Raw genomic sequence first — 12392 nt, forward strand, 5'->3', positions numbered from 1 at the left:
GCCGCGCATCGGCGGGACGAGGCCGGAGCACAATGGTGGGGTGACCGATCCGTTCGACGCCCTGATTCCCCGCCCGCGACGGGAGCTCGCACCCGGCGCCGTGCACATCCCCGACTGGCTGGACCCCGACCGGCAGCGCCGCCTGGTGGACCTCTGCCGCACCTGGGCGAGCGGTCCCGTCCCGATGCGCGCGGTGACCATGCCGACCGGCGGGGTGATGTCCGTGAAGAGCGTGAGCCTCGGCTGGCACTGGCTGCCGTACCGGTACAGCCGCACGGCCGACGACGTCGGAGGCGCCGCCGTCGCGCCCTTTCCGGACGTGCTGCGCTCGCTGGGGCGTGACGCCGTGACGGCCGCCTACGGGGAGCACGAGGGCTCCTCCTACGAGCCCGACGCCGCCCTCGTGAACTACTACGACGACGCGGCCCGGATGGGCATGCACCAGGACCGCGAGGAGCGGATGAACGCTCCGGTCGTCTCGCTGAGCCTCGGTGCGGCGTGCGTGTTCCGCTTCGGCAACACGGAAAGCCGGAACCGCCCCTGGCAGGACGTGCAGCTCGCCTCCGGCGATCTGTTCGTCTTCGGCGGACCCTCGCGCTTCGCCTATCACGGTGTCCTGCGGACCCTTCCCGGGACCGCGCCGGCCGGCATCGGCTTCGAAGGGCGGCTCAACATCACGCTGCGGCAGACGGGCCTCGATCAGGGCCGGTCGGCGAGGATGATCCCGCGGGCGTAGGCGGCCTGGCCGGCGTGCTGCACGGCGTCGTCGAGCACGCTCACGAGCCGGACGAGCAGGGTGACCGGCGGATCCCACCGCTCATCGACCACCCGGTGCAGGTCCTGTTCCCCGAGGTCCGCCACGAGGCTCCGGGAGAGCCGGTGGACCGCGTCGAAATAATCCAGCAGCTGCTGGGCGGACGCCACGCGCACGGCGTCGACCTGGTCCCCCGAGTGCCCGTAGCCGGTGTCCTCGCGGTCCAGCGGGAGGTCCCAGAGGTCGGCGAAGCCACCGGCCCGCCACACCTGGTCGTGGCCGAACGCCTCGGCGAGGTGGCTGTCCTCCACGCGGGTGAGGTGCCAGACCAGCCAGGCGATCGAGTTCGCGGATCCACCCGGGCGGACGGACAGCTGGTGGGCATCGAGGCCGCGCACGGCGCCGCGGACGAGGTCCGGCAGCCGACCCAAGGCTTCGGAGAGGACCTCGACGGACGTCATCGGCCATCCCGTCCTGCGGCGCGGGCCGTCCCGGGCCGGCGGAGCCGACGGCGCCGGGCGCCCGGCACGAGCGGGAGGATCACGGCAGTGTCGCGAAGCCCCGCGGGCGCGTCCTCGGCATCCGGCTGCTCCGCGCGGGCTTCCCGCCGTTCGAGCTCCTCGACGACGGCGTGGTAGCGCTCCCGGCTCTCGAGGGACGGACGGTCCAGGTCGAGGACCTGGTAGGTGCGGTTGCAGAGGATCCGGAGGTGGCGGGTCGACATGCTCCGGAGATCGTCAGGGACGTCGGCATCCGCCCCGAGGAGGCCGGGGAGGAGGGTGCGCCGGCTCTCCCGGACGGGTGGCACCCCGTGCAACCACGCGGTGGGATGTTCGAGGTTGTGAGGAAGATGTTCCATGGCCTGCTCCACTGTGAAGGTCCATGGCCCGCTGCTCGACCAGTTCCCTGCAGTCTAGGTGTCCGGCATCCTGATGGAAAGCGTCTCGCGCTGGAAGGAATCGCTTGCACCGTGCGGTACGCCGGCCTCCCGGTAGAAGCCCTCGATATGGTCGCGGATCAGGTCCGCCGCCGCCACGCCCCGGCCGGCCAGCACCGCCTCCAGGATGGCGCGATGCTCGCTCCGGAGGCGGTCCGAGGTGGCGCTCCAGTCCGGGAGTCCGGCCGTGAGCCGCTGCGTGTACGCGGCGATCGATCCGCGGAGCGATCCCATCATGGCCCCGATCAGCACATTGCCGGCCGCCTCGGCGAGCGCCACGTGGAAGAGGGCATCGCGCTCGAGGAAACCGTCCGGGCCGTCGTCGTGCTGGTCCATCTCGTCGAGGAGGAGGGCTGCGCGCGCCAGGGCGGGCGAGTCCGGGGAGGCATGGGCCGCCGCCCACGTCTCGAGCAGCAGTCGTGTCTCGACGACATCCGTGACGGGCAGGTGCGTGCTCGCGACGTGGAGCCGCAGCGCGGAGTCCAGGGCCAGCGCCGGGTTGCCGGTGATGACCGTCCCCGCCTGCGGGCCGGAGCCCACACCGGCGCGGACGACGCCGAGCGCCTCGAGCACACGGGTCCCCTCGCGCACGGACGCGCGGGAGATGCCGAGCCGCTCCGCCATCGCGCGCTCCCCCGGCAGGCGTGAGCCGATGGCCAGCCGACCCGCCGCGAGTTCCTGCTCGAGCCATGCAGAGACCGCCTGGTGATTGCGCATGCGGCCAGCATAGCTTGTGTGGTCGGACCACAGGCCGTAGGATCTGTGGCCTGACCTCACCCGGCGCTCGACGACCGCCGGTGGGCGTCGGCCCGACGACGAGCAAAGGCAGACCATGCAGACACCCTCGAAGGCATCCGTCCCTCCCGCCCTGAGGCGCCGCATCCCCAGGGTCGCGGACCTCGCACCGCTCATGCAGTTCAAGAAGCCGGAGTTCGGTGGCGCCGCGCGCCTCCAGCGGGCCAACACCATCTGGGATCTCCGCGACCTCGCCAAGCGGCGCACGCCCACCGCGCCCTTCGACTACACGGACGGTGCGGCGGAGGCCGAGATCTCCCTGGGGCGTGCACGGCAGGCGTTCCTCGACGTCGAGTTCCGGCCGGGCATCCTGCGGGACGTGGAGACGGTCAGTACGGTCACCCCGATCCTCGGGCGGGACGCCGCGCTGCCGTTCGGCATCGCTCCGACAGGCTTCACCCGCATGATGCAGTCCGAGGGCGAGTACGCCGGCTCCCAGGCCGCCGCGGCAGCGGGAATCCCCTACACGCTCTCGACCATGGGCACGGCGTCCATCGAGGACGTGGCGCAGGCGGCGCCGGACGGGCGCAACTGGTTCCAGCTGTATCTGTGGACGGATCGCGACCGTTCCATGGAGCTCATCGCCCGCGCCGCCGCCGCGCGCAACGACACCCTCATGGTCACGGTGGACACCGCCGTCGCCGGAGCCCGGCTCCGGGACGTCCGGAACGGGATGACGATCCCGCCAGCGCTGACCCTGAAGACCGTCGTGGACGCTTCGTACCGGCCGGCCTGGTGGTTCAACTTCCTCACCCACGAGCCGCTGTCCTTCGCCTCCCTCTCCCGCTACTCCGGCACGGTGGCGGACCTCATCAACTCGATGTTCGACCCCACCCTCACGTTCGAGGACCTCGACTGGCTGCGCAGCGTGTGGAAGGGCAATCTCGTGGTGAAGGGCATCCAGACGCTCGACGACGCCAAGAAGGCGGTGGACCACGGCGCCGACGGCATCATCCTGTCCAACCACGGTGGACGCCAGCTGGACCGCGCTCCCGTCCCGCTGCACCTGCTGCCGCGCGTCGCCGCCGAACTGAAGGGCAAGACGGCGATCATCCTCGACACGGGCATCATGAGCGGCGGGGACGTCGTCGCCGCCGTGGCACTCGGCGCCGACTTCACCCTGATCGGCCGGGCCTACCTGTACGGGCTCATGGCCGGAGGCCGGAAGGGCGTGGACCGCACCATCGAGATCCTCGGCACGCAGACCGCGCGCACCATGCAACTGCTGGGCGTGGACCGGATCGGGGACCTCAACCCCGACCACGTCCGGTTGCTCGGCGAGGCCCCTGCCGACGCGGATCTGCCGGACGCCGCGATGACCCTGTAGGTACCGTTGCCGAGGACCGTCCCGGGCCTCCGGATCCAGTTACATCCCGATTCGATAACGATTGCCTGAAGAGCCCGGATGCCGGTCTAGTCTTTTCTGCAGTGGACCTGCTTCGGGCGGAGCCCAGGGATCAGTCGTGGGAGACCAATATGGCGCGTAGTCGGGTGCACCATCCGCTGCACTACCGGCGCGCCCGCTCCCTGCTGTTCGTGATCGGCCTCTTCTGGCTGTGGCTGTGGCTCGGCAGCGGGGCACTCCTGGACGGGCTCCACCACTCCCCGGTCCACGCGGCGCTGGCGGTGTACGCGCTCGCCATCGTCATCCTCGTATCCATCCCCGCCGCGCTGCTCGCCGTGATCCGGATGATCCTCACACACCCCCGCCGGACCGCCGTCGTCGTACCACTGCCCGCCGCCCGGCAGGCACCGCGCGAGGACGCGCACTGGTGGTACGGCGAGAAGGCCTCCTGAGGACGGCCGGCCGGAGACCGGGTCGGCCCCCTGGCGAGGGAGCACCACCGGCCCGCTCCAGCGGTGACTAGTCCGCGCAGTCGGTGCAGTACTGACGGCCGTTCTTCTCGAGGGCCACCTGGCTGCGGTGCCGGACCAGGAAGCAGGACGCACACGTGAACTCGTCCTCCTGCGGCGGGATCACCTGGATGAGGAGCTCCTCGCCGGAGAGGTCGGCGCCCGGCAGGTCGATGCCCTCCGCGGTGTCCCCGTCCTCGACGTCGACCGACGACGACTGGGCGGTACTGCCGCGGTTCGCCTGCAGCGCCTCCAGGGATTCCGCTTCCTTGTCCTCGTCGTTGTTGCGCGGTGCGTCGTAGTCCGTTGCCATGCCGATACCGTTCTTCGTGGGGGGCCGGTGCCCGATGGGGCTCGTGCAGCAATCGATTGTAGTAGCAGGAACCGACGCCGGCCCGGGTTCCAGCGCTCGGCGTGGCGCCCGTCATACCACCCGGCGCCCGAGGCGGCCCGTCCGGGAAGCGGTGGACTCTTCCCGGGTCCACTGGCACGCTGGAGACCGGCCCAACCCATCGACGACGGGGACCATCATCGCCTCCTCCACGCGACCTCCCGCACCCGCTCCACGGACGGGCCCGCATCAGTTCGGGCGCCGGAACGTGCTGGTGGGGGTCCTGTTCGGCTGCGGGATCATCGCGTTCATCGACGAAGCCGTGTTCCACCAGTTGCTCCACTGGCACCACTTCTACGACCGGTCGACGCCCGCCGCCGGCCTCGTGTCCGACGGCCTGTTCCACGCCTTCAGCTGGTTCGCGACCGTGGCCTCGCTCTTCCTGTTCGCCGACCTCCGACGCCGCGGCGCGCTCGACACCCGCCGATGGGTGGGCGGAATCCTCGTGGGAATCGGCGCCTTCCAGCTGTACGACGGCCTGGTGCACCACAAGGTCCTGGATCTGCACCAGATCCGCTACGGCGTGGACCTCCTTCCGTACGACCTGCTGTGGAACGGTGCCGCCGTGGTGTTCGTGGTCGCGGGCCTCCTGGTGCTCCGGACGGCCGGGCGTGCCGGGCGTGCCGGGCGTGCCGGCGCCGCGGATCGTGCCTGACGCTCCGCACCACCCCGGCTCGCCGACGTCCGGCGCCACCGACCCGGCCGTCTTCGCGCTCGATGCCGCCGCCGGCGTCGTCTGGCTCGGTCTCGCGGTGCTGTACCTCGCGGCCGGGCGTGCCGCGGTGCTGCGCGGGCGCGACGCCCGTCCGCTCCGGCACTCGATCGCCTGGCTGTCCGGGACGGCGCTCGGACTCGCAGTGACCGCCGGCCCCCTCGCACGCGCAGCCGCCACGAGCTTCACCGGGCACATGGCCGTCCACCTGGTCCTCGGCATGGTCGTCCCGCTGCTGCTCGTCCTCGGCGCTCCCGCCACGGCCTTCCTGCGTGCAGTGCCGGCCAGGGTGGGGCGCGGGTACAGCAGGATCGTCCGTGCCGCGCCACTCCGACTGCTCGTCCATCCCGTCACCGCAATGGTCCTCGCCACGGCGCCCATGGCCCTCCTGTACTGGGACGGCGCTGCGCTCGCGGTGCAGCACCATGCCGCCCTCGGACCACTCCTCCACGTCCACTTCGTAGCGTCCGGCGCCCTCTTCGCCTATGCCGTCATCGGAATAGATCCTCATCCACAGCGTGCCCCCGCCTGGGTCAGGGCCGGAGCGATCGTCGTGTCGATCGCCGTGCACGGGATGGTCGCCAAGCACCTGTACGCCGTGGCCGGCCGGGATGGGCTGCCGCCCGACACCGAGCAGGCGGCGCAGCTGATGTACTACGGCGGCGACGTGGCGCACGCCCTCCTGCTCGTCCTCTTCTGCGCACAGGTCTATCGCGACACCGGGCGACGCCTGTCCCCGGGCAGGGCGAAGCGAAGGGCCCCGACGAGCGGCGGCGCATGACCGGGCGGGGCGCGCCGGTCCTGGTGACACCGGGTTGGTATCGTCACCCCAGCAGGGCCACGAGTGCCCCGCCACACCTGGGGGTCCTTCATGTCGCGTGTCCTGTTCCGCCCCGTCCTCGCCGGCAGCATCCTGCTGGCCCTGACCGCCTGCGGCGGCGGAGGCACACCGTCCGGCGAACCCGCACCGACGGCCGGCTCCGTGGAGACGGCTCCTGCCGCCAGCTCCTCACCGGCAGAGGTGGATCCGGGTACCTACTCCAGCGAGGACCTCGCGGAGATCCTGGCGACCATCACGACGCCGGATGGCTCGCCCCTCACCATCGTGCCCCCGGATCAGGTGTCGGCAGCCCTGGGCCAGGCCACCCTGTTGATGGACGGCGTGACGATCACGCCGTCCGAGTGCGACGTCGTCCCCCAGGACTTCGCGAAGCTGGCCGGGGACGCGGAAACGGCCATCGGCGTGGCGCCGGCGGCCGACGGCCTGTCCGCCGTGTCGGCGAGTATCGCGGTCGCGGACGGAGTCGAGGACCGGCTCGCGGAGAACGCCGAGAAGGAGCTCGCCCTCGTCTCGACCTGCTCGACGTACCAGATCGAGATGCAGGGAGTCATCGTGCGGGGCACCATGGAATCCGCGGGGACCGGCATGGAGGGTTCCACGTCCTTCGGGATCAGGAACTCCATCGTGCTGCCCGACGGCCAGCAGCAGAACAACACCACCGTGACGGCTGCTCGAGGCGACCTGCTGGTCACCGTCACGAGCCAGGTGACGGGTTCACCCAGCGCGTCCTCGGCAGTTCTGGAACAGCTGGCGGGACGCGTCCTCGCAGCGGCCGAGGGGTAGACCCCGACATGGACACCGGCACTGCGGGGAGTCCGCGCACCTGGATCCGCGCCTTGTCCAGGATCTCGCCGCGGGCGGCCGGCAGCTCGTCGACGTAGGCTGGTCAGCGCCCCGGCTGCAGCCGGGGCGCTGCCCGACCAGGGCGGGCGTGAGCAGACGGAAGGGCCTGTGCCATGAACGAACCCGAGTGGGTCCAGCACGCGATCTGGTGGCAGGTCTATCCTCTCGGCTTCACGGGCGCGGAGAAATCCGCCACCCAGGAGCCGGCCGCGGCGCATCGCCTGCTCGATCTGATCCCCTGGCTCGACTACGCCGTGGAGCTGGGCACATCAGGACTGGCACTCGGCCCCGTCTTCACCTCCGAGACGCACGGCTACGACACCACCGACTACTTCACGATCGACCCGCGACTGGGCACGCTCGAGGACTTCGACACCCTCGTCGCGGAAGCAGCCGGGCGCGGACTGCGCATCATCCTCGACGGCGTCTTCAACCACACGGGCCGCTCCTTCGCGCCGTTCCAGCAGGTCCTCGCACAGGGGCCGGATGCCCCGACCGCTGCCTGGTTCTCCCTCGACTGGCCCGACGGCGCCGGTCCCGGCGTCGAGCCCGGGTACCGCGACTTCGAGGGCCATCACCACCTGGTGGCCCTGAACCACGAGGAGCCCGCCGTCGCGGACTTCGTCGTCGAGGTCATGGAGTACTGGCTGGGGCGCGGGGCGGACGGCTGGCGGCTCGACGCCGCCTACGCCGCGCCGTCGCAGTTCTGGGCCGGGGTCACGCGGCGCGTCCGGGCGGCGTATCCCGATGCGTACTTCGTGGGTGAATACATCCACGGGGACTATGCGGCGGCGGTCCGGACCGGAGGCATCGATTCCACCACGCAGTACGAGCTGTGGAAGGCCATCTGGAGCTCGCTCAACGATGCGAACTTCTACGAACTCGCCGCCGCCCTCGAGCGGCACGACGCGCTCCTCGACGCCTTCGCTCCGCTGACCTTCATCGGGAACCACGACGTCACGCGCATCGCGAGCAAGCTCGAGGACCCCGCCCTCGTGGAGCACGCCGCCGTCGTCCTCTTCACGGTCGGCGGCACGCCGTCCGTGTACTACGGGGATGAGCAGGGCTACCGCGGCATCAAGGCGGACCGCGCCGGGGGCGACGACGACGTCCGCCCGCTCTTCCCGCCCTCACCGGACGATCTCTCCCCGATCGGCCATCCCGTCTTCGCCCTGCACCAGGAACTCATCGGACTGCGCCGTCGGCATGCATGGCTGCACCGGGCGACGACCACCATGCTCCACCTGTCCAACGAGGTGCTCGCCTACCGCACCGCGCTGGGCCCCGACGCGCTCGTGGTGCTGCTGAACCTCTCGCACGAGGCCCGGCGGGTCGGGATCGCGGGGGCCTCGTCCGTCCTCGCCGGGCAGGCGGCGGTCGACGACGGCACGGACTCGGCGCTCGTGCCGGCACGCGGCTGGGCGGTCCTCGGCTGAGGCACCTCCCGCGTGGATAATGGAGTCCCACACCATGTTGCAGGGAGGGTCTGATGAGTTGGGACGCGCAGTCCGGGACCACGGACACGGCCGATTTCACGCCCTGGCCACGGCCGGTCCCGTGGCATGTGCTCAGTGCGATCAAGAAGGTGCTCCTCGTGGCCGCGGTCCTGGTGGGAGTCCACCAGCTCTTCCCCTCCACGAGCATCGGCTCCTCCCTGAGCAGTACCTTCACGCTGCTGGTCGTGATGTCCTGGCTCGGACCGCTCGCCCGCATCCTCGCGGCGAAGCCCTGGACACGCAAGGCGCCCGACGCCGAGTAGCCGACGCGGCGCGACGGTGACCCTCGCCTCGTCCCCTTTTCATTAAGCGCGCTGCACTGTTCGATTCATGACACTGACCTCCGCCCTTGCCTCAGGCATGCTCCCGGCGATGACCACCACCACGACCGACCCCGCCGCTGCCGCGGGTGCCGCGATCGGCGGCCTCCTCGGCTTCGTGATCGCCATCGTGATCACCGGCCTCGCCCTCATGGGGATGTTCAAGAAGGCCGGCCAGCCCGCATGGGCCGCCTTCGTGCCGCTCTACAACATCATCGTCCTGCTGCGCATCTCGGGGCTGTCCCCGTGGCTGGTCATCCTGGCGTTCATCCCCGTCGCGCAGATCGTCCTCGCCGTACTCCTCGCCATCAACGTCGCCAAGGTCTTCGGCAAGGGCGTCGGCACGGCGGTCCTGATCTTCTTCTTCGCCGTGATCATGTACTTCGTCCTGTCCTACGGATCGGCGCGCTACCTCGGCCCCGAAGCCGCCCGCCACCCCCTCGGCCAGGCTCCCCAGCAGGGCCGCGACGCCGTCGACTCCTTCAAGACCGGCCAGTACCAGTCCTGATCCCCTGATTCCCGGCCCGGGTCCCCGGGCCTCCACGACGACAGAAGCGGGGCCCCTGGTGACAGGGGCCCCGCTTCGTCCGTGCGGGACCGTGGAGCGATCATCGTCCCGCCGGAGCGGACGTGGCTGGACGGACGGTCCTCGTCAGCCGGCTAGGAATGGTCCGTCGAATCCTCGAGTACCTGGCACAGATCGACCACACCCCGGGTGGTGTCCCTCACGATCTCCACGGAATCGGGTTCCGCGGCGTTCTCGTCCTCGGAGAGGCTGGTCTCGATCTTCAGCTTTCCGTCGTCGAAGGAGAAGAGCTCCGGGAACCCTCCTCTGTCCAGCGCCGCCGAGTCGGTCGCACTCACCGGGTAGACGATCGAGGGCCCTTCCAGCACTTCCACGACGACCGACTTGTCCGCCGAGATCCGCTGGCTGCCCGGTCCGGAGACGTCCAGCTCGTCGATGAAGCCCCCGTCCGGGAGGTCCCCGCCAGGGTCCGCCGTCAGATCCACGGTGCCGCTGCCCCGGAATTTGACCACCGTGGACCCGTCGCGCTTGACCCTGGACTTGTAGTGGACGTCCTGGACGTCTCCGGAGGTCATGGTGACACTGGTCCCGCACGCCGGGAACGCGATGGGCTCGTAGTACTCGTCGGGGACGGGAAGGTACTCACCATCGGTGTCCGCCGGGGGCCAGGGAGCGGGGGATCCCTCCTCGGCGGCCGTAGCGGAAGGGGCCGTTCCAGCGACCAGGGACAGCGTGGCGAGAAGGGAAAGGCACAGCTTGTTCTGGGGTCTCATCTCGGACTCCTCGGTGTGGCAGGAGTGCAGCCGTGATGCGTCCTGCCCGGACAAGGGTTGGATGCCGTGAAGGCGACGGGTCCACCGGCAGAACGGCCATCTCCGTGTCCGCCGGTCCGGCCGTGCACCGCTACAAGGTACGCCCGCATTTTTCGAGCTGTCAATGGCAGCCGGCCACCTACCGCTACCCCACTACAGGGGGGACCTACTCGCCGGGGCACTGCCTCGTCGTGGGGTCGGCCACTCCTCCGACGGAGGACGTGCCGCCGCGGATCGCGAGGAAATTGCTGCTTCGCCCCGCGGCGACGACGGGTGGCACATCATGATGCGAGGCCGTGCACATGCGACGATCTCGAGTGGAGCTTAGGGGAATCGAACCCCTGACCTTTTCATTGCGAACGAAACGCTCTACCAACTGAGCTAAAGCCCCGGATACTACTTCCGGACACCAACACTGTACCCAGAAGTTCCCGCTACGCCCAAAGCGTGGGCGCATCCCGACCACGGCACGGATGTCAGCGGTCGGGCGTAGTCTTCTCCCCATGTCCAGCACCCCCACACCGGCCACCGCCGACTCCCTGCAGCACGACGGCGTCAGGGCGTGGCCGGCCCTCTGGTCGCTCGTCATCGGCTTCTTCATGATCCTCGTGGATTCGACGATCGTCTCGGTGGCAACCCCGGCCATCATGGAGGGGCTGAACGCCGGGATCGACAGCGTCATCTGGGTGACCAGTGCCTATCTGCTGGCCTATGCCGTCCCGCTGCTCGTGACGGGCCGGCTGGGCGACCGCTTCGGACCCAAGCGCATCTATCTGGTGGGTCTGGTGGTCTTCACGCTTTCGAGCGCCTGGTGCGGGCTCTCCGGCACGGTGGAGGCGCTCATCCTCGCCCGTGTGCTGCAGGGACTGGGCGCCGCGCTCATGACGCCGCAGACCATGTCCGTCATCACCCGGATCTTCCCGCCCGAGCGGCGCGGTGCCGCCATGGGCCTGTGGGGTTCGGTCGCCGGGATCGCGACCCTCGTGGGTCCCGTGCTCGGCGGCATCATCGTGGACTCCGCCGGGTGGGAATGGATCTTCTTCATCAACGTCCCGATCGGCGTCATCGGCTTCATCCTCGCCTCCCGCCTCGTCCCGACCCTGCCCACCACCTCCCACCGCTTCGACATGCTGGGTGTGTTCCTCAGCGCAGCCGGCCTGTTCTGCCTCGTCTTCGGCATCCAGGAGGGCGAGACCTACGACTGGGGCACCATCGCCGGCCCCCTCTCCGTCTGGTCGCTGATCATCACGGGCATCGTTCTGCTCGTCGCCTTCGTGGTCTGGCAGAAGATCAACCGTGGCGAGCCCCTCGTGCCGCTGCGGCTGTTCCGGGACCGCAACTTCTCCCTTGCCAACACCTCCATCAGCGCGATGGGCTTCGCCATCACCACCATGACACTTCCCCTCATGCTGTACGCGCAGACGGTCCGCGGCCTCTCGCCCACACAGGCGGCGCTGCTCCTGACCCCCATGGCCATCATCTCCGGCGCCCTCGCCCCCTTCGTCGGCAAGTTCGTCCAGCGGGGCAACCCCAAGTACATGGCGATCGCGGGTTTCGCCGGCATGTCGGCGTCCCTCTTCTGGATGGGATCCATCCTCACGCCGGACGTCCCGATCTGGCAGCTCCTGCTGCCGATCTCCCTGCTCGGCCTCTCCAGCGCGGGGATCTGGGCGCCGGTGTCCCTCACCGCCACCAGGAACCTCGCCCCATCGCTGGCGGGAGCGGGGTCCGGCGTCTACAACACGACCCGCCAGATGGGCGCCGTGCTCGGCAGTGCCGCGATCGCAGCGATGATGCAGTCACGCCTCATGGCGAACCTCGATGGTGGCGGCGTGAGCGCCACGCCCGGGGGGTCGCTGCCCGACGAGGCGAAGGCGGGTTACGCCCTCTCGATGGGCCAGTCCCTCTACCTCCCGGCCGCCGTCGTCATCATCGGCTTCCTCGCCGCGCTGTTCTTCGCCAGGCCGCAGCCGAACAACCAGTGGTCCCGCGACGCCGGGGCAGCGAGCGCGACGCAGGCACCCCCGACCGACTCGCGGCCGGCGACGAGCTCCCGGGCGACGACACCCGCCGAATCCTGAGCTGTTGCCTCAGGGAACTACCGGTAGTCT

At 70.1% G+C, this 12392-nt stretch carries 15 protein-coding genes and 1 tRNA gene; 10 read left to right on the forward strand and 6 right to left on the reverse strand.

Going from position 1 to position 12392, the window contains the following annotated elements; translation table 11 throughout:
• The first annotated feature begins 40 nt into the window (after nt 1-40).
• A complete protein-coding gene (locus RY94_RS04230; protein WP_043442123.1) occupies nt 41-736 on the forward strand; it encodes an alpha-ketoglutarate-dependent dioxygenase AlkB family protein in 696 nt (231 codons plus the stop codon).
• On the opposite strand, the gene RY94_RS04235 is transcribed toward RY94_RS04230, so the two are convergent.
• From RY94_RS04235 to RY94_RS04245, 3 genes are read right to left on the reverse strand one after another with little or no spacing between them, the layout of a single operon-like run.
• Nucleotides 700-1215, reverse strand: a complete 516-nt coding sequence (locus RY94_RS04235; protein ID WP_043442126.1) for a mycothiol transferase — start codon at nt 1213-1215, stop codon at nt 700-702. The two genes, RY94_RS04230 and RY94_RS04235, sit on opposite strands and share 37 nt — an antisense overlap.
• Entirely contained in the window at nt 1212-1613 is a 402-nt protein-coding gene (locus RY94_RS04240) for a hypothetical protein (RefSeq protein WP_156135012.1), read from the reverse strand. Before RY94_RS04240 ends, RY94_RS04235 begins: the two co-directional genes overlap by 4 nt.
• A gap of 54 nt (nt 1614-1667) precedes the next feature.
• Entirely contained in the window at nt 1668-2408 is a 741-nt protein-coding gene (locus RY94_RS04245) for a FadR/GntR family transcriptional regulator (protein WP_052273923.1), read from the reverse strand.
• 115 nt (nt 2409-2523) lie between these two features.
• Here RY94_RS04245 and RY94_RS04250 point away from each other — a divergent pair, with 115 nt between their 5' ends.
• Complete coding sequence (locus RY94_RS04250) at nt 2524-3813, forward strand: alpha-hydroxy acid oxidase (protein WP_052273924.1); 1290 nt, start codon at nt 2524-2526, stop codon at nt 3811-3813.
• Between the two features lie 149 nt (nt 3814-3962).
• Nucleotides 3963-4283 carry a hypothetical protein gene (locus RY94_RS04255; RefSeq protein WP_156135013.1) on the forward strand — a complete coding sequence of 107 codons (321 nt, stop codon included), beginning with the start codon at nt 3963-3965 and terminating at the stop codon, nt 4281-4283.
• 67 nt (nt 4284-4350) lie between these two features.
• Here the strand turns inward: RY94_RS04255 and RY94_RS04260 are convergent, their stop codons facing one another.
• On the reverse strand, nt 4351-4653 hold the full coding sequence (locus RY94_RS04260; RefSeq protein ID WP_043442134.1) for a DUF4193 domain-containing protein: 303 nt from the start codon (nt 4651-4653) through the stop codon (nt 4351-4353).
• A gap of 151 nt (nt 4654-4804) precedes the next feature.
• Here RY94_RS04260 and RY94_RS04265 point away from each other — a divergent pair, with 151 nt between their 5' ends.
• The 6 genes from RY94_RS04265 (at nt 4805) to RY94_RS04290 (ending at nt 9451) form a co-directional block, all read left to right on the forward strand.
• On the forward strand, nt 4805-5386 hold the full coding sequence (locus RY94_RS04265; protein ID WP_331374818.1) for a DUF2243 domain-containing protein: 582 nt from the start codon (nt 4805-4807) through the stop codon (nt 5384-5386).
• Entirely contained in the window at nt 5379-6224 is an 846-nt protein-coding gene (locus RY94_RS04270; protein WP_197060588.1) for a cytochrome c oxidase assembly protein, read from the forward strand. Before RY94_RS04265 ends, RY94_RS04270 begins: the two co-directional genes overlap by 8 nt.
• A 90-nt stretch (nt 6225-6314) precedes the next feature.
• Nucleotides 6315-7067 (forward strand): hypothetical protein, encoded by a 753-nt coding sequence (locus RY94_RS04275; protein ID WP_043442137.1) that lies wholly within the window; start codon nt 6315-6317, stop codon nt 7065-7067.
• A gap of 173 nt (nt 7068-7240) precedes the next feature.
• On the forward strand, nt 7241-8563 hold the full coding sequence (locus RY94_RS04280) for an alpha-amylase family glycosyl hydrolase (protein ID WP_043442140.1): 1323 nt from the start codon (nt 7241-7243) through the stop codon (nt 8561-8563).
• Nucleotides 8564-8616: 53 nt separating this feature from the next.
• A complete protein-coding gene (locus tag RY94_RS04285) occupies nt 8617-8886 on the forward strand; it encodes a hypothetical protein (RefSeq protein WP_043442142.1) in 270 nt (89 codons plus the stop codon).
• 109 nt (nt 8887-8995) lie between these two features.
• Nucleotides 8996-9451, forward strand: a complete 456-nt coding sequence (locus tag RY94_RS04290; RefSeq protein WP_197060589.1) for a DUF5684 domain-containing protein — start codon at nt 8996-8998, stop codon at nt 9449-9451.
• A 152-nt stretch (nt 9452-9603) separates the two neighbouring features.
• Here the strand turns inward: RY94_RS04290 and RY94_RS04295 are convergent, their stop codons facing one another.
• Together RY94_RS04295 and RY94_RS04300 are read right to left on the reverse strand one after the other, a co-directional pair.
• A complete protein-coding gene (locus tag RY94_RS04295; protein ID WP_043442144.1) occupies nt 9604-10242 on the reverse strand; it encodes a hypothetical protein in 639 nt (212 codons plus the stop codon).
• 357 nt (nt 10243-10599) lie between these two features.
• Nucleotides 10600-10672 (reverse strand) — tRNA-Ala (locus RY94_RS04300).
• 112 nt (nt 10673-10784) lie between these two features.
• On the opposite strand from RY94_RS04300, the gene RY94_RS04305 reads away from it, so the two are divergent.
• Nucleotides 10785-12362 (forward strand): DHA2 family efflux MFS transporter permease subunit, encoded by a 1578-nt coding sequence (locus RY94_RS04305; RefSeq protein ID WP_052273926.1) that lies wholly within the window; start codon nt 10785-10787, stop codon nt 12360-12362.
• Nucleotides 12363-12392 lie beyond the last annotated feature (30 nt).

This window comes from Arthrobacter sp. L77, from assembly GCF_000816565.1.
Classification (GTDB): domain Bacteria; phylum Actinomycetota; class Actinomycetes; order Actinomycetales; family Micrococcaceae; genus Arthrobacter_D; species Arthrobacter_D antioxidans.

Bases quoted from the DNA above. Each gene is read 5' to 3' on its own strand.
- RY94_RS04235 (WP_043442126.1), bottom strand. From the start codon at position 1,215: ATGACGTCCGTCGAGGTCCTCTCCGAAGCCTTGGGTCGGCTGCCGGAC.
- RY94_RS04240 (WP_156135012.1), bottom strand. From the start codon at position 1,613: ATGGAACATCTTCCTCACAACCTCGAACATCCCACCGCGTGGTTGCAC.
- RY94_RS04245 (WP_052273923.1), bottom strand. From the start codon at position 2,408: ATGCGCAATCACCAGGCGGTCTCTGCATGGCTCGAGCAGGAACTCGCG.
- RY94_RS04250 (WP_052273924.1), top strand. From the start codon at position 2,524: ATGCAGACACCCTCGAAGGCATCCGTCCCTCCCGCCCTGAGGCGCCGC.
- RY94_RS04255 (WP_156135013.1), top strand. From the start codon at position 3,963: ATGGCGCGTAGTCGGGTGCACCATCCGCTGCACTACCGGCGCGCCCGC.
- RY94_RS04260 (WP_043442134.1), bottom strand. From the start codon at position 4,653: ATGGCAACGGACTACGACGCACCGCGCAACAACGACGAGGACAAGGAA.
- RY94_RS04275 (WP_043442137.1), top strand. From the start codon at position 6,315: ATGTCGCGTGTCCTGTTCCGCCCCGTCCTCGCCGGCAGCATCCTGCTG.
- RY94_RS04280 (WP_043442140.1), top strand. From the start codon at position 7,241: ATGAACGAACCCGAGTGGGTCCAGCACGCGATCTGGTGGCAGGTCTAT.
- RY94_RS04285 (WP_043442142.1), top strand. From the start codon at position 8,617: ATGAGTTGGGACGCGCAGTCCGGGACCACGGACACGGCCGATTTCACG.
- RY94_RS04290 (WP_197060589.1), top strand. From the start codon at position 8,996: ATGACCACCACCACGACCGACCCCGCCGCTGCCGCGGGTGCCGCGATC.
- RY94_RS04295 (WP_043442144.1), bottom strand. From the start codon at position 10,242: ATGAGACCCCAGAACAAGCTGTGCCTTTCCCTTCTCGCCACGCTGTCC.
- RY94_RS04305 (WP_052273926.1), top strand. From the start codon at position 10,785: ATGTCCAGCACCCCCACACCGGCCACCGCCGACTCCCTGCAGCACGAC.